Genomic DNA, 22842 nt, shown 5'->3' on the forward strand with positions numbered 1-22842 from the left:
AAAAATAGCTGAAATATTTAAAAATCTCTTGGCTTTAATAAATATAAATTTAACTAAAATTGTATAAACTGAGACAAATGATTAAAATAATCCAATAAAATTTATACTTGATTTAAGTCTACAAAGTCATCCTCTATCGTTCAAATTTACAAGTAAATGATTGTTTTATTTTAATTGCCGCTACTGACTTTATCAAAAGCCCTGCTGCCTTTTTGAAAATCATACTCTTCATCAAAAAAGACTTCTTATGAATTTTACTTTTGATCTTGATTTCTTATGGTTCTCAATTCTTCCATTTTTCTATAAAGTGTAGAGCGACCGATGTGAAGACGGCGCGCAATCTCACTCATATGTCCCTTATAATGTTTAACCGCTTTCTCGATAATATCATGTTCCATCTCTGCAAAAGTACGCACATGCCCATCAGTATTCAAAAATTGTATTGAGTCTTGTTCATTATTTTCTTGCATATTACCCTCAATGATATTTGGAACACTCATGAATGAATTTCCCATTAACTGCGGAAAATCTCGAACAGTTAATAAAGGTCCCTCACTAAGTAAAATCGCACGAAATAAAAAATTTTCAAGTTCATTTCGATTGCCAGGCCAATCATACTGCATAAGCAAAGAAAGAGCTGATCCTGCTAAACCATGTACATGTGATCGTCCTGTTTCTGTTATGATGCGATTGATCAAACGTTGTGTGATCTCTGGAAAATCATCCCTTAATTCTCGTAAAGCAGGAACGCTAATAGAGAGATGAGAAAATTGTTCAAACAAACTATGCAAAAAAAAGTTCTCTTTAACCAAGTCCTTTAAACGCGATGTTGAAATAGCAATGATCCGAAAAGGAAAAAGTTCTCCTTTTGTATCCCTTTCCCTTTCTTTAAGATAATGAGCAAACCGCCTTTGCTGTATGGGCTCAAGTCGATCAATATCACAAAGGCAAAGTGTCCCTTTTTCAAGCGAAGAAATCAATGGGAGGAATTCTTTAAACCAATGCTGATTTTCTTCTTCTGGATCAGAAATCGCTGAACATTGAAAGCGAATAAAAACGCCCTCTGCAAATAAACCTTCATGATGAATAATCCGTGCTAAGGTCTCACGACCCGTTCCAACTTCACCCTCTATCAAAAGATTCTGTGAAGTCGTTGCTGCTGCTTTCGATTGCTCTAAAACGACCTGCATAGCTCTACTTTTTATGTAAAGGTCAGAAAAGCGTAAATGATTCTCTTTCTTGCGCCGAATATCTCGAACCTCATGTTCCAAGGCTGAAATAAGAGCAAGAATATCCAAAGTAACTCTTACGCGTAATAATGTTACTGGATAAATCCAATAATCAATAGCTCCAGCTGTTAAAGCTTTCTGGAGTAAATCATGATTCTCTTGTTGTGCTATCACAACAATAGGAACAGAAACACCAGCAACTCTAATCATTTTAATCAAATCGCTCACACTCAAATCACTCATCACGACATCAAGGAGTGCAAGCACAATGTTTTTACGTCTGTGTAAAAGATCAATTGTACGAAGGCCATTTTCTGCTTCAATGACACGGTAACCAAAACCTCGGAGCATAGCAGAAAGCTCTATACGTCTTCCATAATCTTCACTCGCAACAAGAATGGGACCAACCATAATGTCAATAATCTCCTTTGAGATTACTCATGAGACTATTCAGCAGCTTAATGTAAAAATTGTTGTAAACCATAAGAAATATTTCACCTCTTGTGTTTCACTTGCACATTTCATCAAGCTGTTAATTAAATACAACATTAAGGCATTTTTTTCTATTTTTTTTGCTTTTTCATTGATTTTCATCAAATTTTTCATATTGACTCATGGTATAATTTAATAACTTTATAGGAAATAGAGAGCAAAATAATCTAAATTAGAGTGAAATAAATGAAACATACCTATCATATTTTATGTCTTACAATCATCGCTTTGCTAGTGAGTGCTTGTAGCTTTTCGCAATATTATAACCCTAATATGTCAACTGGGATTGATGGAAAATGGGTTGATGAGAATGGTATTATTTCTTCTTTCCATAATGGTGTTTTTGAAACGCGTGCAGCAGATACAGAAGAAAAACTATCAGAAGGTGCATATAATTATCTCAATGCTCAAAATATAGAAATTGAAATACGCTCTATTCTCCGTGGAACAATTTCTAGAGTCAATTGTACAATGTCATATAACGCCACACAACTTCTCTGCACCTCAAATACAGGAGCACCGTTTTTCCTTAAGCGGAAATCTTAAACCAAGTAAAAGTGAAGCTTCTCTTAAATTAAGAACACAGAGGAAGCACATACATCAAACAGGAGGAGATCCTTTCCCCTCCTGAGAGGAAGTCCTCTCTAAAATACGCAAAAAGAGTGATATGCTCTCCATCTGTAAAGTTTTTTTAACATGATAAAATGCGTAAAATAACCATTTTTTTCCAAAAAATATCAGAAAAATTCCTTTCACAGTAAAATTGTGACTTTGTATCGTTCAATCTATTTTAGCCTAAAGTAACATTTTATCTGATAGGGAATTTTAATCTAAGCAGCACCGATGCGCAAAAGATCATGAAAATGAACAATTCCTATCGGTTTTTTATCTTCAACCACGAAAAATGCACCAATATGATGATCATTAATAAAAGCCATTGCTGCACCAACAAGTGTATTCGGCTTTACAACTTTAGGCGCTTTGGTCATCACCTCATCAACATTAAATTTTGATAAATTAAAATGAATGTTCCGTGCAAGATCACCATCGGTCACAATTCCAATGAGTTCACCTTTTTGATTAATAACACCAACACAACCAAAATGTTTTTCGACCAAAACATTCATCGCTTCAGTCATAGCTGTTCCCTGCATAACCAAAGGAATACGATCACCCTCATGCATAATATCACACACGTATTTAAGGCTTGCACCAAGAGAACCACCAGGATGATATATTTTGAAATCGGTTGCGGTAAAACCACGCATTTCTAAAAGAGAAACCGCTAATGCATCGCCCATTGCCAATTGCATAATTGTTGAAGTTGTAGGAGCTAAACCATGGGGGCAAGCCTCTTCTACCTTTGGTAATAAGAGAACAATATCAGCTTGTCGTCCTAACACAGAGTGCTCATTTGATGTCATTGCAATAAGAGGAATACGAAACCGCGCCGCATAACTCATAATACCACTTAACTCTTGCGTTTCACCAGACCATGATAAAGCAAGAATAACATCATCAGATCCAATCATACCAAGATCACCGTGATTGGCTTCTGCAGCGTGAACAAAAAAAGCAGGTGTTCCCGTTGAAGCTAAGGTTGCTGCAATTTTTGTCCCTATATGACCACTTTTTCCAAGACCTGTAATGATCACATGTCCGTGGGCATTTTTAATGGCTTGAACAGCCGCTTCAAAAGAAGATGAAAGACTTCTAAGAAGAGCTTCTTCAAGGACTTGAAGCCCTTGCTTTTCACTGGCAAGTGTTTTAAGCGCCGATGCAACAGCACCCTGCAAAGCCATATGAGGAAATGGTATTGTCATAATCAAATTCAATCAATAAAATTAAATGAAAGATCTACATCATTTTTCAACTGTAATGGTTTCCAGTAAATTTTTCAATGAGGCAGAAATATGGCTGTGCATATCAGCACGTGCCAAAGAAAATGCAACGTTAGCTTCAATAAAACCGGCTTTAGAACCGCAATCAAAAGTACGCCCTTCTAATTGCAAACCCCAAAAATCCTGTTCGTTTGAAAGCCTTATCATTGCATCTGTTAGTTGAATTTCATTTCCTGCTCCTCGTTCTTGAGTGGAAAGAATATTAAAAATTTCTGGCTGCAAAATATAACGTCCATTGATGTACAAATTTGATGGTGCTGTTCCAAGCGCTGGTTTTTCTACCATTTTTGTGATTTCAAAACCATTGGCAATCTGTTTTCCTTTCCCCACAATACCATATTTATGGGTTTCTCTAGGATCACATTCCTGAACTGCTATAATATTTCCACCCCCCGTTTTTTCATAAAGGCTCATCATCTCAGAAAGACACCCTTTTTTTGCTTGTATCAACATATCAGGTAATAACAAAGCAAAAGGCTCACCTGCAACTAATTCACGCGCGCACCAAAGTGCATGCCCTAATCCCAAAGGTTGCTGCTGCCGTGTGAAAGAAGTTGTCCCTGGCAACGGCTGCAACCGGTGCAAATGCGCAAGATCTTCTTTTTTTCCACATTCAGCAAGTGTTGTATATAATTCAACTTGCGCATCAAAATAATCCTCAATGACCGCTTTGTTGCGTCCAGTCACAAAAATAAAATGCTCAATACCAGCTTCCCGAGCTTCATCCACAACATATTGAATAACAGGCTTATCAACAACTGTTAGCATTTCTTTAGGAATTGTTTTTGTCGCAGGAAGAAAACGCGTACCAAGGCCTGCTACGGGAAATACTGCTTTCCGGATTTTACGCAAACTCACCCTCCTATGAATTCATATAACCTTTTTATTTATCACATGTTTTTATGAAATAGTAAAAAGATATCTTATTGTTCTGATTATCATTATAATGGGCAGTAAAAAATGTAAAAGAAAATATGAGAATTTATTGAAAGAATTAAACGAATTATTTGTTGCAGTTTTTTCCTCTTCTTGATCATATTACCGATTAAACTAAATACAAAATAAAGTTATTGTACATCTCATAAATTGAATATTAATGGGGATTTCAAAATGCAAAAAACTAAATTGAAGACTTTCTCTTTTTTAGAGAAGTCAATAAACCGGAGAACACTTATCACTGGCTTTGTCGTTCTTTTGTCTGCTTTTTTAATGTTTTTTGCATCCTTTTCATATGCTGATAGCGGATTTAGATACTGGATTAAAGGGTTTAAAAAAATAGCTATTGCTCACGATATTAGCCCCTCTACGTTTCATATGGCTTTTAAAGGCATTAATGCTATTGATCCAGAAGTTTTAAAAAGCGCCGCATACCAACCGGAATTTGTTGCACCCTCATGGAATTATTTTGATAATCGTGTCCATGATATCGCAATTGTGGAAGGACAGCGCCAAGCAAAAAAATGGCATAAATGGCTTCTTCAAATTGAAGAACGTTTTGGTGTTGACCGGAATATTCTACTTGCTATTTGGTCAATGGAAAGCAATTATGGGAAAATTTTAGCCAATAAAAGTGTCATGCGTGATACCATTCGCTCACTTGCAACCCTAGCCTATGCCGATAAAAAACGTGCAAAATATGCATATATACAACTGATTGCTGCTATGAAAATTCTACAAAGTGGTGAAATTAAACGCTCTCAACTCACTGGATCTTGGGCTGGAGCATTGGGACATACCCAATTTATTCCAAGCAGTTATCTCGCCTATGCCATTGATATGGACAAAGATGGACGGCGTGATATCTGGACCTCTGTTCCAGATGCTCTGGCTACTGCTGCTAATCTTCTCCATAAAAATGGCTGGCAACCTCACCTTATTTGGGGCGTAGAGGTAAAAGTTCCTCAGGGGAAAAACCTTCCTGAAGGCTGGCATTCCTTTGAACAATGGAAAAAATTAGGTGTAAAATACGCAAATGGGCATCCTCTTCCTCCGTTAGCTGAGCAAGCAATATTAAAATATCCAGATGGAGCCAAAGGACCTATATTCTTAGTCACAAAAAATTTCTTTGTTCTAAAACGTTATAATAATGCAGATCGTTATGCTTTCGCTGTTGCTCTTCTTGCTGATCGCATTGCTGGACATCCTGGATTAGTGCATGATTGGCAAAGGCCTTTTCAACCTCTTACCTTCCAAGAGTGTAAAGAGCTGCAATCTCGCTTAAGTGCACTGGGCTATTATAAAGGGAATATTGATGGAAAAATCGGAACAGCCTCCCGCAAAGCAATTAAAGCTTTTCAGCTACGTCACGGTTTCAAAGCAGATGGGTATCCATCCTCTCAAGTGCTTTTCCTCCTTCGCAAACAATAATGGAGCGTTAAGATTTTGTCTCTTTTTCGTCTGATATACTCAATGCTCTTGCTGTTTTCACTTTCTATTGTGGGAATCATTCAGCCTTCCCCCAGTAAAGCAACCAACTTCTTCAAATGGTTGTCACAACAAAATAAACCGATACAACAACCACCGCAAATTATAGAACAAAAAATAAACAAGCCGCAAAAAAAGATCGTAATACAAAAAAAAATACAAAAGCTGAAAAACGAGAATGCAAAGCGCATTCTGGTCATAGGGGATTTTGCGGCTTCTGCTGTTGCCGATGCACTTAAAGTTTTTTTTGCAGATAATAGCGATATCGCTATCATGAACAATACAATGCCGGCCTCTGGCTTAGTTCGAACGGATTATTATTCTTGGCAAAGCAATATTTCTAAACTCATTGATCAAAATAACCCCGATGTTATTATCATGATGATCGGTGCAAACGATAATCAGCCCATCACAGACTCTCATAGCATGATTAACACAGATCAGTCAGAATGGATGCCTATCTACAAACAAAGAATTATCGAAATTGCTGAAAGTCTTCATGCCTCTGGAAAATCATGGATATGGGTAGGTCAGCCTTCCTTTGGAAATGATCTTTTGACACAAAAAATGAAAATTTTTAATGCGCTCTACAAACAAGAAACAGAAACAGCAGGGGGATATTTTCTCGATATCTGGAGCGGTTTTATTGATGAAAAAGGAAACTTTTCTTTTTCAGGCTATGATATTCATGGAAAAACAGCCAAATTACGTACCAATAATGGCATTCATTTCACCGCTGAAGGAAAGAAAAAGCTTGCCTCTTATTTAGAAAAACCATTGAAAAATATTTTAAATTTTCATGCCTTTTCTCATGACGAAACATACTCAACCGATCAAACTATTCAAACACTTATACAAGAATCAAAAAAACAAGAGCCAAGTAATATTATGCGCCAGCTTCCGATGAGCCTTAAGGATATGACTCAACAAAACATCCACCTTTTAGGCAAAAGAAAATCAAGTTTTATCAAAAAATCATGGTTTCCGCCAAATGGGCATCAAAAAGATCGCGCTGATAATTTTTCTTCGCCATAATGTCTCTTTAAAATATAAAATCTCATTTTTTCCATAAACGAAAAGAAAATAAGATAAGAAATACTGCTCACAGAGCCATGGATAAAGAGAAAATTTGCATAAATCGTAACTACATCTTTCGAATAATATGAAAACGGCATGGAACTAACCATACCGTTATCGTTTATAGTCCACGTTTATTAATCATTGCATCTGGTAAAGGCATTCGTCCCCGAAAAGCTTTATACAGTTCCTCTGGATCGCGACTTCCCCCAGCAGAATAAATAAAACGCTTTAAAAGATCAGCAAGCTCTGAATTAAAAGCATCACCTGTTTCTTCAAATGCTTGAAAAGCATCAGCATCAAGTACTTCCGACCACATATAAGAATAGTAACCAGCAGCATAACCATCCCCTGCAAACACATGCATAAAATGCGCAGGACGATGACGCATAATAATCGTATCAGGCATGTGCAACTTTTCTAATTCTTTATGTTCAAAAATTGTTGGATCAGTGACTGTTTCTCCTTGGTGAAAAGCCATATCCACTAAGGCTGATGAGATAAATTCAACCGCAGAAAATCCAGCATTAAATGTCTGTGCTGTCAAAACTTTATTGATCAATTCTTGCGGCATCGGATGCCCTGTTTTTGCATGTATAGCATAAGATTTTAATATCTCTGGTACGGTTAACCAATGTTCATAAAGTTGAGAGGGAAGTTCAACAAAATCACGTGAAACGGATGTTCCTGCTACAGAAGGCCATGTGACATCAGAAAGCAAACCATGCAATGCATGCCCAAATTCATGGAAAAGTGTACGGGCATCATCAAGTGATAAAAGTGCAACCTCCCCTTTAGAGGGTTTAGCAAAATTACAAATATTGTAGATAACCGGTTTTTGTCCACCATCCAATTTATGTTGCGATTGCAACCGGCTCATCCATGCACCAGAACGTTTTGAAGAACGTGCAAAATAATCACCAATGAAATGTCCAAGTAAACTTCCATCAGATTTCTTTACTTCCCACAGACGCGCATCAGGATGCCAAAGTGCAACAGCATTTTTTTCTTCAAAGGTAATACCAAATAGTTTTTCTGCTACCCCAAAAGCCGCTTTAATTATATGATCAAGTTGAAAATAATATTTGATTTCAGCGCTATCGAAAGAAAATTTTTCAGTGCGGAGCTTTTCAGCATAATAACGCCAATCCCAAGCGGCTAAAGATTCATTGCTTCCCTGATTGTTGGCAAAATTTTGTAATTCAATTTGCTCAGTAGAAGCCTTCGCTCTTGCGCGCTCCCATACAGGCATAAGCAAACCCATAACAGAATCAACACTTTTAGCCATGGTATTATCGAGTTTCAAATCTGCAAAAGATTTATATCCCAATAATTTAGCCTGCTCATCTCGGAGTGCAATAATCTCTAAAATAATAGTTCGATTATCGTTCTTGTTATTATTTTCACCCCGTTTAGCCCAAGCTTGGAATGCAATCTCACGCAAATCACGACGATCAGAGAACTTTAAAAAAGGTTCAATAATCGAGCGTGCTAGTGTTAACGCATAAGCTTCTTGATTGCCTCTTTCGCACGCAATTTCCTTCATTGAAGCAATAAGATCTTCTGGTAAACCAGATAAGTCTGTTTGTTTTAAAAATAGAATCCACTCAGCTTCATCGTTTAAGACATTCTGCCCAAAAGTAGCATTTAAAAAAGCAAGTCTTTCATTAATTTCCACAAGCCGTTTCTGCGATTTATCGTCTAGCTTCGCACCATGACAAACGAACTTTTTCCACCATAATTCAAGAACGCGTGTTGTTTCATTCTCAAACATACCCTGCTGCGACTGTTTATAAAGCACATCTATTTTTGCAAATATCCGCGCATCCATCATCATTTTTGAAGAATAACGAGAAAGTTTTACAACAAACTCTTGTTCGAGCTGTTGAATCAACGCATTCGTGTGAGCACTGGTGCGCAAGAAAAATATTGAACAGACACGATCAAGCGCTTTGCCACAAAGTTCAAAAGGTTGCAAAAAATTTTCAAGCGTTGGTGGTTCTTGCACCATCGCAATCGCCTCTAATTCTTCTTCCGCTTCTTGAAGTGCCTGTTCAAAAGCGGGTTTAAAATCTTCATCTTCTATAGAAGAAAAATCAGGAAGACCTGAAAATCCCTTCCAATTCAGCACTGCTGCTTTTGTCATAATATTTTATGTCTCCATTATAAATTTCAGCTGTAACAATTATCTTTACGACGCAAATTGATAATATACTAAAACTATTTCGTGAATTTCAAAATTAACTTTCAAAGCTCTCTTGAATAAAGAATGTCTTTAGCTTTATGAGATCAATAAAAATAAGAATTTCTACACTTATCAAACAAAATCTTTGATTTATAAATGATAATTGATCGCTTTTTTATATTGAATGAGAAACTTGAATATCGTAGGATTCCGCTATTTTAAACCATATTATATCGAAGCAATAAAGATTATTCACGCCCACATCACAAATGAATTTACCTATTGATAAAAAACATAAAAATGCTTCTTATGAATTTTTAAAATGCAAGAGCTGTTGTAATATTGGGGGCTGAAAACATAACACAATGATACCAGCATGCACCTTTTATTTAAACGTAAAGAGGGTATCTTCTATGGATTTTATACCATTTACGACTAACGTCATGAAATAAGCGTGACGTGTGCTCAGAAATATTTCTTTAAAACAAGCGCGTGAATTCGCAACATAAGTATGTTCTGTTTTTTTGAAGAACATTATAATCTCTAATCTTTACAAGATATGATTGTAGATTCTTTCGAAAATTGCACTAAAGAAATGATTGTAAAAATGAGAACTGATTTTTACATTTACGCCTCCATATTATCCCTAAATTAGGCTGTATTCTTTTTTCAATAATTTCAGAAAATTGTTTATAACTTATAATTTATCCTTGACTTTATTTAAAATATTAACAATTGGAAATATGGTTGGGGAGGTTTTTTTTCGAATCTTCCATAAACTTTTATTTTTTATCTCGTCATCTTATCTGGATTTATAACACTCCAACTTTTCAGGAGGTACTTTATCATGACCGAAATCAAAACGACCTTTGACTTCAAAAACTTTTCTCCTGAAGCTCTCGCTGAAAAATTAAAAAATCAGCATTTTGCAGACTCTATTGATATCATCAATGACCTCGATATCATGGAGCGTGTAACTATTCTTAGTCTTCTGCCTCTTGAGTATGTTATCGAACTTTTTGATAAACCAGAACTTGAACAACCTGTTGCTATTTTAGAACTTTTGCCCATAAATCGTGCTGTTGAAATTCTTGATGGCATGTCTGCAGATGCTGCTGCAGACGTCTTTCAAGAAATGGATAAAGAAACCCGTACACGGCTTTATGCCTTGCTTAAACCCTTAACGCGCGCTGAACTTAAAAAACTCACAAGTTATCCTGATCATACAGCTGGGGCACTGATGACAACAGAGTTTATAGCGGTTCCTTCAAACTGGACCATACAAAAAACTTTGGATCATATTCGTGAGGTCGAGAGAACACGTGAAACAGTTTATACCAGCTATGTGATTGACCCTAAAACAGGAACTCTTCTCAAAGCTGTTTCACTGCGTAATCTTATTCTTGCCTCACCGGATGAAAAAATTCTGAACGTCCCTACCCATGATTCGCCCATTACAATATCGCCCTTCACACATCATGAAGATATTGCGCGTCTTTTCCAGCGCCATGACCTTCTCTCGGTGCCCGTCGTTGATGAAAATAACCATGTCATTGGCATTGTAACCGTTGACGATGTGCTTGATACTATGGTCGATGAGATGAATGAAGATGCCTATAAATTTGGGGGTATGGAAGCACTTGATAAACCCTATATGCAAATCAAATTTCCTGAAATGATGAAAAAACGCGGCGGCTGGCTCGCTTTACTCTTTATCGGTGAAATGCTAACCGCAAGCGCTATGCAATATTTCGAAACTGAACTTGAAAAAGCGATTATTCTTACACTGTTTATTCCTCTCATTATGAGTTCAGGAGGAAATTCCGGTTCACAAGCGACATCCCTTATTATCCGCGCATTGGCTTTACGTGAACTCACGCTAAAAGACTGGTGGAAAGTTATCATTCGTGAAATTCCAACAGGACTATCCCTTGGTCTCTTACTCGGAATTATTGGCGTTACGCGCATCGCTCTTTGGCAACAACTCGGTATCTATGACTATGGACAACATTGGATTGCTGTTTCAACAACTGTAGGCACTGCTTTAGTTGGCATCGTTACCTTCGGTTCTCTTTCTGGCTCTATGTTGCCCTTTATTCTTAAAGGTTTAAAATTTGATCCAGCAAGTGCTTCTGCTCCTTTTGTGGCAACTTTAGTCGATGTCATGGGTATTATAATCTATTTTTCTGTAGCTTCCTTCATTTTATCAGGAACTCTTCTTTAAATATATGAAGTAAAAACATGCCCTTATGGAAAGATCTTGTCATATCGTTTCAGATCTTTCCATAAGAGCACAAGTTCTATTATTTATTTTCTAGCGCATCATTTCATATGATAAACATTTTTATATCGAATAATAGCTTCCAATGCCGTAAAATTACCTCATCATAATCTTCTCATAAAATCATCTTCTTGCTTGTCATAAGCGGGATGGAGGTGTGATATTAAGGCATCTCTCTTTAAAAAAAGACAAAAATGTGCAACAAGTAAGTGTATTCTTTTTAGAGTGCTCTATTTGCAGGAGAGGTATAATTTTATCAAGTATGATAAACAAAAGTCTAATCAATGAACAAATCTCTATGGTTTAAAATGCATTTCTTGAGAAGATTTTTAAGTCATAAAACCGAATTAAAAATAACGACAAAGAGGAAAGTTTTCTTTTAATATCTTCGTATTCTTTATAAATCAGGCTGTGGTCGCGTTTCATAAATACATTAAAATAGATAATAACTCTTCCTCTAATCTGGCATATAAAAGTCAAAACTTGTTATAAAACTTTTAATCGTCTCAATATTTATCTCAAATATGCGGTTGCATTAAGTCTGGATGTTGATTGATAAACTCCACAAGAAGCAAAAGCTTTATTAGGAAGAACAATATAAAGCCGTCAATAGATTGGCTATAGATTGAAAGATCTTCCGGATTTTTATCAATCTTTTTGAAAAACAATAAATGTAACACAGCTCGCTTTACATTTACTTATTCTTGCAGGTGTTCACATAAACTCCTTGCGTTATATCGATAAAGACTAAATTAACAGTGATTTATGAACAATTTTTGGCTCGAGAATAGAATACTCATGGACTACAAAGTTCTTTTACGAAACTCCAACAATTGAGACTTCATAGAGCATGAAAGACTTAAGGAAATCGCTTTGCTATAAAAATATGGACTCCATCTTCCAAAATTATAAAAAAGCATGTAAAAGGCTTTTTAATAGTCAGGCAAAGAATGTAAAAACTTTGCCTCAAATGAAATTTCATTAAACGAAAAGAAGAAAATTTATGCAATTGCGTAACATTGCCATCATTGCCCACGTTGACCATGGGAAAACAACGCTTGTAGACGGACTTCTCAAGCAATCAGGAAACTTCCGTGATAATCAGCGTACAAGCGAACGTATGATGGATTCAAACGATATTGAAAAAGAACGTGGAATTACAATTCTAGCGAAAGTGACATCTGTTGTTTGGAAAGATACCCGAATTAATATTGTTGATACACCAGGACATGCCGATTTTGGTGGAGAAGTTGAACGTATTCTAAACATGGTTGATGGAGCCATCGTCCTTGTTGATGCAGCGGAAGGACCAATGCCACAAACAAAATTTGTCGTTGGTAAAGCATTAAAAGTGGGATTACGCCCTATTGTTGCTATTAATAAAATTGACCGACCTGACGCACGCGTTGATGAAGTCATTAATGAGGTTTTTGACCTTTTTGCCGCTCTTGATGCAACCGACGAACAGCTTGATTTTCCTATTCTTTACGGATCGGGGCGCGATGGATGGATGGCTGAGGCCCCAGAGGGACCAAAAGATCAAGGCTTGGGGCCTTTATTTGATCTTGTAACGCGGCATGTTCCTTCTCCTAGTGTAGCCGCAGGACCATTCCGCATGATTGGAACTATTCTTGAAGCGGATCCCTTTTTAGGACGCATTATTACAGGGCGTATTCATTCCGGTTCTCTAAAGCCCAATCAAAATGTTAAAGTTCTTGGGCAAGATGGAAAACTTTTAGAAACTGGACGTATCTCAAAAATTTTGGCATTTCGTGGTCTAGAACGGCAACCTATTGAAGAAGGCAATGCTGGTGATATTGTTGCGATTGCAGGTCTACAAAAAGGCACCGTTGCCGATACTTTCTGTGATCCAGCTGTCAATGAACCCCTTACTGCCCAACCCATTGATCCTCCTACTGTTACGATGAGTTTTCTCGTCAACGATAGTCCCCTTGCAGGAACGGAAGGAGATAAAGTAACAAGCCGTGTCATTCGTGACCGTTTGTTAAAAGAAGCAGAAGGCAATGTCGCTCTAAAAATTGAAGAATCAGCCGATAAAGATTCTTTCTACGTTTCAGGACGAGGAGAATTGCAACTTGCAGTTCTCATTGAAAATATGCGCCGTGAAGGATTTGAGCTTAGTGTTTCACGTCCACGTGTTGTGATGCAAAAAGATGAAAATGGAATAACTCTTGAGCCAATAGAAGAAGTTGTTATCGATGTTGATGAAGAATATTCCGGTACTGTTGTGCAAAAAATGTCTGAACGTAAAGGTGAAATGGTGGAATTACGTCCTTCTGGAGGGAATCGAGTCCGCCTTGTTTTTTACGCGCCCACTCGAGGACTCATTGGTTATCAATCAGAACTTTTAACAGACACCCGTGGTACAGCCATTATGAATCGCCTTTTTCATGCTTATGAACCTTATAAAGGAGATATTGCTGGTCGTGTTAATGGTGTTATGATTTCAAATGACAACGGTGAATCTGTCGCTTATGCTCTTTTTAATCTTGAAGATCGCGGACCTATGATCATTGATGCAGGGGTGAAAGTCTATCAGGGTATGATTATTGGCATTCACTCACGGGATAACGACTTAGAAGTCAATGTTTTAAAAGGAAAAAAACTCACCAATATGCGCGCTTCTGGAAAAGATGAGGCCGTAAAGTTAACACCTCCCATTAAAATGACACTAGAACGTGCTCTATCTTGGATACAAGATGATGAACTTGTGGAGGTCACCCCTAAGAATATTCGTCTTCGCAAACTTTATCTTGATCCCAATGAACGTAAACGTTTTGAAAAAACACGGGCGTCGATTTCAAACTAATTTCATAATCTCTTTGGTAAAATATTTGATTGTAAGCCTTACTTTAATCCCAGAAAGGATGCCTTTATGAATATTAAGGAAATACCCGTGGGCAAAAACCCACCAGAAGATATTAATGTTATTGTGGAAGTCTCTCTTGGGGGGCAACCGATAAAATATGAGATGGATAAAAAGTCGGGCGCATTATTCGTTGACCGTTTTCTTCATACTTCAATGGTTTATCCTGGAAATTATGGTTTTGTCCCTCATACGCTTTCAGATGATGGTGATCCTATTGATGTTCTTATCTGTAATACCCGTCCACTGATGCCTGGTTGTGTGATCAATGTTCGTCCCATTGGGGCTTTGATGATGGAAGATGATGGTGGTAAAGATGAAAAAATTATTGCCATTCCCACTCCAAAATTAACAAAACGCTATATCAATATTCATGACTATACAGACCTGCCTGAAATTACACTCAAACAAATTGAACATTTCTTCAAGCATTATAAGGATTTGGAACCTGGGAAATGGGCTAAAATTGAAGGGTGGCGTGACAAAAACTTTGCTTATGAACTAATTAAGCAAGCGGTTGAGCGCAATAAAGAAATATAAAAATTTTAATAACATAAAGCCTATTAAAAAATAGGCTTTATTATTTATTTTTCTATGAGATACAATCTCTAAAGGATTGCCATATCTCCTTTAACTCTTCTAAATGTGTTGCAAAGTGAAGCTGTTTATAGCGAGATGTTGCACCACTTTTCAGAGAAATAGAAGAAGATGGAATTTTCCACTGCTTCGCAAAAAACTTAATGAGAGCTTTATTTGCTTTTCCATCTTCAGGAACTGCACGAAGGCGTATAACCAAATATTGTTTCTCACCATCCCTACATTCAATCCCTATTATTTTGTCAACGGATGATTTTGGAATGAGGTATACAAACAAAATCAAGCTATTTTTATCAACTTGATAAAACATTTATTCACCCCAAATCGCATTTCTATAGATACATGCCTTCGTAAACGCGCCACATGAAATTACGAATAAAATAAATAATAATGAACACCACAATAGGCGAAATATCAATCGTTCCCAAATTTGGTAAAATTCGTCGGATAGGGCTTAAAACGGGATTTGTAAGGCGATAGAGAAAGTTGCTTATCAGAATAACAAAACGATTGCGTGAATTTATGATATTAAAGACATAGAGCCAAGAGAGAATAACACTGGCGATTAAAATATCAATATAAATCTCAAAAATTAAATCAATCGTTTGAAGCAATGCATAAACCATGCGTTATCCCTTTCAATCAAGGAAACAGAAAAGTGTATAGAAAGTTTTCATTAAAATGAATCGGTATATTGAATAATAGTTTTATATCCCAATATTCTATGAATAAAAAATAAATAGCTCAAATTATTCATCTCTCTATTTAATAATGATAAAGTTAGAAAACAAATATCAAAATTAAAGAGTGCACTGAAAATAGAAGAAATGATAAATAATCTGAAAATTTTAAAAGCACTGAATTATAGAGTTATAGCTTAACTCTCATCGTTTTAATGATCAATACTATATGCACAAACTAAAAACGGCCTTAAAAGGCCGCTTTTATTTCATTTTTAACCTTATTTCTGTAAGGCAGCCAAACGATTAAGAGCATTACTAAAACCATTTAGCTGAACAAATAAATCATTCAAAGGTGGTTCACCTGCAGCAGCAATTGTCATCGCTAACTTTAATTGTTTTCCAGCACGTAAGGCTGCTACATGATTTTTGTCAAAGGCAACTGGAACCATACAACCTGCTGGTACACAAGTCCGAATACCAGTTTCAATAACAGCTTTTCCATCATCAACTTGTAACCGAACAGGCTTAGAAACCAAAATACCGAAAGGAACTGTTAAATTACCCGATACAGCACCCTCAGCATTGAGAATAAGAGTCATAGCTACAACGACACGCCCCTGCTCATTGACTTCTTGACGATGCATAAAGCAAACTTTTTTCCCTTCTTGTAACCCACAGTTAATGGTCCACAAGCCGTAGGTTTCAGTCAAAGAAGAAGCTCCATTTGGCAATGTTTCTGCTGCCTCTTTTGGTGCAGAAGGCTTTGAATTTGTTGCAAATGCAACAGATGAAATACTCAAAAGAGTACAAACTATAAATAAATTAAATAACTTTTTCATTTTTATATTCCTGTTCTTTACATAAAAGAGACACATGTTTATCATCTATAAATAATTACATTATATAAAGCATCTTAATAAAAAAAGCTTTCGCATAGTCATATAGCTTTTATAATAACTTAAGGCTACCTCGAAATTCGCTGACAACTCTCATATAAACATGCTTTTTAAAATAAATAGCAATTGAAGGAATGGCTTCTAGATCAATCCATTTCCATTGATCGAATTCCGCTTTACTGCCATCGGGGGGCGGGTTAATCATAACTTCAGAAAGCTCTCCGGTAAACTGGAAAGCAAACCATTTTTGTGTTTGCCCACGATATTTATTGCTTAATGTGCACGCAGCAAGTTCTTGTGGAAAATCATAATGGAACCAATTTTGTGCTTCTTTAATCAACTTTACAGACCGAATACCCGTTTCCTCATAAAGTTCGCGATATGCTGCATCTAATGGTTTTTCATTTTCATCAATTCCTCCTTGAGGAAGCTGCCAACAATGAGATCTATCAATATCTGTACATGTTGGCGTCATTAAACGACGCCCAACCCAAACTTTACCCTCATGGTTAAAGACAACAATTCCAACACATCTGCGATACGGAAGCGTTTTCAAGTTAACATCTGCATCCATTTATATTCCTCAAAAGTGCAAGCTCTAGATATCATTTCTCACTTTAATATATCCTTATTGGGATCTGGTGGAAATGCTGCATTTGCCATCTCACCCCGCAACAGTTTGTAAGCCTCATTCAATTGAATATCATCCTTAGGGTCTTTCGGAACAAAAGCAGCTGAACCAGATCCTTTATTGCTTTCTCGTTTCCCTTTGATATGCCCTTTTAATGCAGACTCACCAACTTTTACATCATAACCCTTATATTTTTCAGGAAGTGGTTGCTCTACAATAATATCAGGTGTAATTCCTGTTCCTTGAATAGAAGTGCCAGACGGCGTATAATAAAGCGCTGTTGTTAAACGTAAGGCACCATCTTCGCCTAGAGGGATAATCGTTTGAACAGATCCTTTACCAAAAGATTGCGTCCCTAAAATTGTTGCACGACGATGATCTTGTAGGGCTCCTGCAACAATTTCAGAAGCACTTGCCGAACCACCATTAATAAGAACAATGAGTGGTTTTCCATTGATGACATCCCCTGGCTTCGCATCAAATCTCGTCACATCACTCTTTTTACGGCCACGCGTTGATACAATCTCACCTTTATTGAGAAAAGCACTCGAAACATTAACAGCTTGATCTAAAAGTCCACCCGGATTAAGCCGCAAATCAAGGACATAACCTTTTAGTTTATCTTCAGGAATTTTAGATTGGATATCTTTAATCGCTGCTAGAAGATTCCCTAATGTCTGCTCAGAAAACTGAATAACTCTTAAATATCCAATGTCGCCCTCAACCCGATATTTCACCGCTTTTACCTTGATAATATCACGAATAATCTTAACTTCAAATGGCTGATCAACGCCAGAACGAATAATTGTTAAGGTAATTGGTGTTCCAGGAGCCCCTCGCATCTTATTAACAGCTTCATTCAACGTTTGACCATTCGTTTGTACATCATCAATTTTTGAAATAAGATCTCCTGCTAGAATACCTGCTTTTGAAGCGGGGGTATCATCCATTGGTGAAACAACTTTAATTAAGTTTTTTTCCATAGTGACCTCAATACCAAGACCTCCGAATTCTCCTTTCGTAGAATCCCGCATATCTTTAGCTTCTTCAGCATTCAAATAAGATGAATGGGGGTCCAGCGATGTAAGCATACCATTGATAGCATTTTCAATCAGCTTTTTATCATCTGGAACTGTGACGTATTGCTTACGCACGCGCTCAAAAACATCGCCAAATATGGCCAACTTTTTATAGGCGTTATCTTCATTATTCGCAGCAACAGACTGCACCATAATCATTGAACAGGCGCCGAGCAATACCCCAGCGACCAAAAAAATAACTTTACGAATCATTTTGGCTCCTTCTCATTTTTTCAGTCTGCCACCAAGGAGTTGGATTTACAGGCTTTCCCTGCTTTCTAAACTCAATGTAAAGCATTGGGGAAGCTTTTCCTATATCCAATGCAACACTATTTGCAATAAATTGCATCCCCATCATACCCAGAGGCTCACCTGAAAGAACAAACTGCCCCTGTTTTACATTAATTTTCGACATTCCAGTAAGAATGACATGATAACCATTTCCAACATTGAGAATGATTAACTGTCCGTAAGAACGAAATGGCCCAGCAAAAGCAACAAAAGCATCCGCGGGCGATATAACAACAGCCCCTGACTCTGTTTCTATCGTCTCACCAAAACGCGTAATCTGCGAATTCTTATGAGAATATCGGATTCTTTTTCCTGAAACAGGAAAAAGTAAAGAACCTTTTCGGCTTTCAAAATTGGATTGCTCTAACAATTGTAAACTTTTCCGTATCTGTATTGATGAATCAGAGCTAAGTTTTGACTGACGGTCAAGCTCTAAAATCAATTCTTCCAAAGACTGCGCTTTTTTAGCAAGAGCAATATTTTTTTGTTGCTGTTCTATAAGTTCTTTTTCTGATTCTTTTTGTAGTTTGTTTTTTTTGTCTAATAAAAGCTCTAGACGTTTTCGCTGTTCTGCTTGACTTTGCAGTTTGGTCTTTAATGCCGTATATTCTATAGTAATGGAATTGCTTAAATTGGTCAACTCTTTGAGTTTCTCTGTTAAATCTCGTGTTTTCTCTTGCATTTGAGGAATGACAGCCCCTAATAAAACAGAACTGCGCATGGAAGCTAACACACCCTCTGGCTGTATCATAAGAGCTGGAGGTGGATTTAATCCCATACGTTCTAAAATTGCAAGAACTTCTGCAAATTCAGCGCGACGACTTTGTAAACTTTGATAGACTTGTACCCGCTTTTCTATCATTTTTTCAAGCTTTTCTTCCCTTTCAGCAATATCATCTGCGATTTTACGTTCTTCTTGAGCAGCTTTTACGAGTGCATCACTCAAAACACGTTGATCTTTTTTTAAATGCTCAACTTGACGCGTAAGAAAAACAACACGCTCACGCGAAAGTGAAATATTTTGGCGAATTTCTCCCAATTCTTTATGTACTTCTGCACTCCTCATTGTATCTTCCGCATGCGATACAGAAAAGCAAAAAAACGTATTCAAGAGCAGAATGACAAATATCACGCATTCCCCATATAAATATCGCATCTTTCTATGAAGAAGCTTTTTCATTTGCAAAAACCATGACACCTCATCGTATACACGAGAGATGCTTTAAACGGTGTCGGCTAAAACTATATTAATAAATATATAAATAAGTGCTAAAAATTGAATAAAAAATATTTAAAAACGATGATATGGATGGTGATTTGCAATGGTCACAGCGCGGTAAAGTTGTTCTGTAAGAAGAATACGTGCAATTTGATGTGGCCACGTCATAAAACCAAAAGATAAAAGAAAATCAGCACGATTCCTTATTTGTTCATTATGCCCATCAGGTCCCCCCAAAGCAATGATGACATCCCGAATGCCTTCATCACGATAGCACTCTAATTTCTCAGCAAAAGCAACTGAAGAAATCGATTCTCCACGCTCATCCAACACAATTAATCGACATTTTTCAGGTAAAAATTCAATAAGCCTTCTTCCCTCTTCCTCCATACGTTGACACGCTGTTTGAGCGCGACTTTCTGGTATCTCCTGTAACTTTTTTAAATGAAATCCTACAGCTCCGGAACTTTTAGAAAAACGATCCAAATAATGCTGAACCAATTTTTGCTCTGCTCCACTTTTCATACGACCAACCGCAAAAATAGAAATTTGCATTTTAATGATCTCCGAAGAGAACCGATGTTGTATTGTTTAAATCTGGAGCCATCCATATTTTTTCTAAATTATAAAAAAGACGAATTTCCGGACGAAAAAGGTGAACGATAATATCACCTGTATCAATCAATACCCAATCACCTCCAGAAAGCCCTTCTACACGTGCAAGACCCTGCCCACTGTCTTTCCAAGTGCGTAGCAAATGATCCGCGATAGAAGATATATGACGCTGCGAATTTGCTGAAGCTATGACCATATAATCAGCCAAAGAGGACTTTTTCTGAATATCAACAGAAACAATATCTTCTGCTTTTGTATCTTCTAAACTCTTGAGAATAATTTCAAGACTCCCCTTAACAGAAAAAACTTTTTTTGCTTTTGAAGACAAAATATCGTAAGAGTGGTTTTGTACAATGTTTTTCAGATCAATATTCCTTTCTTATTGTTGTAGAATGTAAAAAAGCTTTCTCTAAAGAGAAGCAGAATCTTATAAATTGTTCAAGAAAAATTATTCTGCTTTAAACGAAGGTTTGTTGAAGATTGAAAAGATAAAGGTCCATGCAAATAGGTCCAAACTGGCGGCTTGATAAAAGGTAATCGCTCACTTTCTCTCTCATCCAAACGAAACTGGCGATAAATGTGTGCCATAGGAGAAGAGAGGGCTGATTTATTGCCTAAAGGACGATCAATAATTGCAATAGGAAGCATAGAGATAATATCACGCCATCGATACCAATGATGAATTGTTGTAAAACTATCTGCCCCTATAATCCATACAAAATTTACGCTACTGTAATGGTTCAGAATATAAAAAATCGTCTCTACTGATACTTTGCTCCCTATAGCCTGCTCAAAACCTGTTAAGCGAATTTTTGGATGATCAATAAGCTTAAAACTTAATCGCATTCTCTCCTCTAAAGAGAGCAACTGTGTACAATCCTTTAAAGGATTGCCTGGACTAACCATCCACCACAACTGATCAAGCTGCAAACGCCGAATAGCAATTTTTGCAACAAGAAGATGCCCCGCATGCGGTGGATTAAAGGAACCACCAAAAAGACCCACAACATTCGATCTTTCAACATGTGGCATACGATCTTTCCATGGGAAAAGTGGATTTTTCAAGCTCTAACCTGACCGTTTCCTTTAACATGATATTGAAATGATGTTAGCTGTTCAACACCTATGGGACCACGTGCATGCATTTTTCCTGTTGCGATACCAATTTCCATTCCAAAACCAAATTCACCTCCATCAGCAAACTGTGTGGACGCATTGTGTAATAAAATAGCTGAATCCAAATGATTAAAAAATTTCTTCACCACTTCCATATCCTCAGCAATAATCGATTCCGTATGCCCTGATGAATAACGCTTAATATGAGCAATGGCTCCCTCAACCCCCTCAACTGTTTTAACAGAAAGAATAGCATCAAGATATTCATGTGACCAGTCTTCTTCAGAGGCTAATTTCACATCTGGCAGAAGAAATACAATATCTTCTGTAGCACGGATTTCACACCCCTTCTCCTGTAAAGCAGTCAAAACAGGAAGAAACTTTTTTAATGCCTCATTGTCAATGAGAACTGTCTCAACAGCACCGCATATCCCTGTTCGACGCAACTTCGCATTTAAAACAATATTGCGCGCCATATCCAAATCTGCCGATTTATCAATATAAATATGACAAAGCCCCTCTAAATGGGCAAAAATTGGAACACGCGCATCAGACTGAACGCGCGCAACAAGACTCTTTCCACCACGTGGCACGATCACATCAATCGCTCCATCCAATCCTTTGAGCATCTCCCCAACGGCAGCGCGATCTGTCGTTCCAACCATTTGAATCGCGTCTTTAGGTAAACCAGCCTGTTCTAAACCTTGTACTAATGCACGATGAAGAGCATGTGAAGAATGAAAACTATCCGAACCACCGCGCAAAATCGCAGCATTGCCCGCTTTTAAACACAAAGCACTCGCATCAACTGTAACATTTGGGCGACTCTCATAAATAATGCCAATCACACCAAGAGGTGTCCGTACACGACTTATATGAAGCCCATTGGGGCGTGTCCAAGCACTTATGACCTGCCCAACAGGATCAGATAAACGAGCAACTTGGCGGACACTCTCTATTATTGCACCCAAACGCAATTCATCTAATTTGAGCCGATCCACCATTGCAGCTTTCAAATTATTCTGAGCAGCCTTCTCTAAATCCAGACAATTCGCCCGTAAAATTTCATCTGAGTGAGCCTCTAGGCTTAAAGCGATCATCTCTAATGCATTGTTCTTTTGCTCAGAGGAAGCAACAGCCAACGCTGCAGCGCCAGAACGTGCTTTTTTCCCCATATCTTTCATTTGTTCTTCTAAAGTCATCGTATCATTCACTCTACCAAAACAATAAATAAAGTAA

At 37.3% G+C, this 22842-nt stretch carries 20 protein-coding genes; 6 read left to right on the forward strand and 14 right to left on the reverse strand.

Translation table 11 applies throughout. The features are described from left to right. Positions 1-254: 254 nt before the first annotated feature. Positions 255-1640, reverse strand: coding sequence for a sigma-54-dependent transcriptional regulator (locus CER18_RS02910; RefSeq protein ID WP_100128597.1), 1386 nt, complete (start codon positions 1638-1640; stop codon positions 255-257). A gap of 267 nt (positions 1641-1907) precedes the next feature. Between CER18_RS02910 and CER18_RS02915 the strand changes: the two genes are divergently transcribed. Then, positions 1908-2267, forward strand: coding sequence for a hypothetical protein (locus CER18_RS02915; RefSeq protein WP_100128598.1), 360 nt, complete (start codon positions 1908-1910; stop codon positions 2265-2267). 284 nt (positions 2268-2551) lie between these two features. Here the strand turns inward: CER18_RS02915 and CER18_RS02920 are convergent, their stop codons facing one another. Together CER18_RS02920 and CER18_RS02925 are read right to left on the reverse strand one after the other, a co-directional pair. Beyond that, positions 2552-3544: a KpsF/GutQ family sugar-phosphate isomerase gene (locus tag CER18_RS02920; protein ID WP_100128599.1), complete on the reverse strand. Its 993-nt coding sequence runs from the start codon at positions 3542-3544 to the stop codon at positions 2552-2554. Between the two features lie 39 nt (positions 3545-3583). Next, a complete protein-coding gene (locus CER18_RS02925) occupies positions 3584-4474 on the reverse strand; it encodes a UTP--glucose-1-phosphate uridylyltransferase (protein ID WP_100128600.1) in 891 nt (296 codons plus the stop codon). Between the two features lie 258 nt (positions 4475-4732). On the opposite strand from CER18_RS02925, the gene CER18_RS02930 reads away from it, so the two are divergent. Further along, positions 4733-5989, forward strand: a complete 1257-nt coding sequence (locus CER18_RS02930; RefSeq protein ID WP_100128601.1) for a lytic murein transglycosylase — start codon at positions 4733-4735, stop codon at positions 5987-5989. 15 nt (positions 5990-6004) lie between these two features. Next, positions 6005-7081, forward strand: a complete 1077-nt coding sequence (locus tag CER18_RS02935; RefSeq protein WP_100128602.1) for an SGNH/GDSL hydrolase family protein — start codon at positions 6005-6007, stop codon at positions 7079-7081. 163 nt (positions 7082-7244) lie between these two features. Here the strand turns inward: CER18_RS02935 and CER18_RS02940 are convergent, their stop codons facing one another. Next, complete coding sequence (locus CER18_RS02940) at positions 7245-9269, reverse strand: M3 family metallopeptidase (RefSeq protein WP_100128603.1); 2025 nt, start codon at positions 9267-9269, stop codon at positions 7245-7247. An 886-nt stretch (positions 9270-10155) separates the two neighbouring features. Between CER18_RS02940 and mgtE the strand changes: the two genes are divergently transcribed. From mgtE to ppa, 3 genes are all read left to right on the forward strand, one after another. Beyond that, a complete protein-coding gene (mgtE, locus tag CER18_RS02945; protein WP_100128604.1) occupies positions 10156-11532 on the forward strand; it encodes a magnesium transporter in 1377 nt (458 codons plus the stop codon). Between the two features lie 1060 nt (positions 11533-12592). Beyond that, complete coding sequence (gene typA, locus CER18_RS02950) at positions 12593-14419, forward strand: translational GTPase TypA (protein WP_100128605.1); 1827 nt, start codon at positions 12593-12595, stop codon at positions 14417-14419. A gap of 66 nt (positions 14420-14485) precedes the next feature. After that, positions 14486-15016: an inorganic diphosphatase gene (gene ppa, locus CER18_RS02955; protein WP_100128606.1), complete on the forward strand. Its 531-nt coding sequence runs from the start codon at positions 14486-14488 to the stop codon at positions 15014-15016. A 52-nt stretch (positions 15017-15068) separates the two neighbouring features. Here the strand turns inward: ppa and CER18_RS02960 are convergent, their stop codons facing one another. The 10 genes from CER18_RS02960 to CER18_RS03005 all read right to left on the reverse strand — a co-directional run bounded on the left by CER18_RS02960 (position 15069) and on the right by CER18_RS03005 (position 22805). Next, the gene (locus CER18_RS02960) at positions 15069-15383 is read right to left on the reverse strand and encodes a DUF167 domain-containing protein (RefSeq protein WP_100128607.1); all 315 of its coding nucleotides are present in this window, start codon (positions 15381-15383) and stop codon (positions 15069-15071) included. Positions 15384-15405: 22 nt separating this feature from the next. Then, a complete protein-coding gene (locus tag CER18_RS02965) occupies positions 15406-15699 on the reverse strand; it encodes a YggT family protein (protein ID WP_100128608.1) in 294 nt (97 codons plus the stop codon). A 335-nt stretch (positions 15700-16034) separates the two neighbouring features. After that, positions 16035-16595, reverse strand: a complete 561-nt coding sequence (locus CER18_RS02970; protein ID WP_100128609.1) for an invasion associated locus B family protein — start codon at positions 16593-16595, stop codon at positions 16035-16037. 109 nt (positions 16596-16704) lie between these two features. Continuing rightward, positions 16705-17226, reverse strand: a complete 522-nt coding sequence (locus CER18_RS02975; protein ID WP_100128610.1) for an RNA pyrophosphohydrolase — start codon at positions 17224-17226, stop codon at positions 16705-16707. 38 nt (positions 17227-17264) lie between these two features. Beyond that, positions 17265-18575 (reverse strand): S41 family peptidase, encoded by a 1311-nt coding sequence (locus tag CER18_RS02980; protein WP_100128611.1) that lies wholly within the window; start codon positions 18573-18575, stop codon positions 17265-17267. Further along, on the reverse strand, positions 18565-19809 hold the full coding sequence (locus CER18_RS02985; protein ID WP_100128628.1) for a murein hydrolase activator EnvC family protein: 1245 nt from the start codon (positions 19807-19809) through the stop codon (positions 18565-18567). The genes CER18_RS02980 and CER18_RS02985 overlap by 11 nt, the downstream gene beginning before the upstream one ends. Positions 19810-19944: 135 nt before the next feature. After that, positions 19945-20427: a 23S rRNA (pseudouridine(1915)-N(3))-methyltransferase RlmH gene (rlmH, locus tag CER18_RS02990; protein WP_100128612.1), complete on the reverse strand. Its 483-nt coding sequence runs from the start codon at positions 20425-20427 to the stop codon at positions 19945-19947. A 1-nt stretch (position 20428) separates the two neighbouring features. Continuing rightward, positions 20429-20857, reverse strand: coding sequence for a ribosome silencing factor (rsfS, locus tag CER18_RS02995; protein ID WP_100128613.1), 429 nt, complete (start codon positions 20855-20857; stop codon positions 20429-20431). A 68-nt stretch (positions 20858-20925) separates the two neighbouring features. Then, positions 20926-21519, reverse strand: coding sequence for a nicotinate-nucleotide adenylyltransferase (locus CER18_RS03000; RefSeq protein WP_100128614.1), 594 nt, complete (start codon positions 21517-21519; stop codon positions 20926-20928). A gap of 29 nt (positions 21520-21548) precedes the next feature. Further along, positions 21549-22805, reverse strand: coding sequence for a glutamate-5-semialdehyde dehydrogenase (locus CER18_RS03005; RefSeq protein WP_100128615.1), 1257 nt, complete (start codon positions 22803-22805; stop codon positions 21549-21551). Between the last annotated feature and the right edge of the window lie 37 nt (positions 22806-22842).

It is taken from the genome of Bartonella tribocorum, from assembly GCF_002777915.1.
GTDB lineage: Bacteria > Pseudomonadota > Alphaproteobacteria > Rhizobiales > Rhizobiaceae > Bartonella > Bartonella tribocorum_A.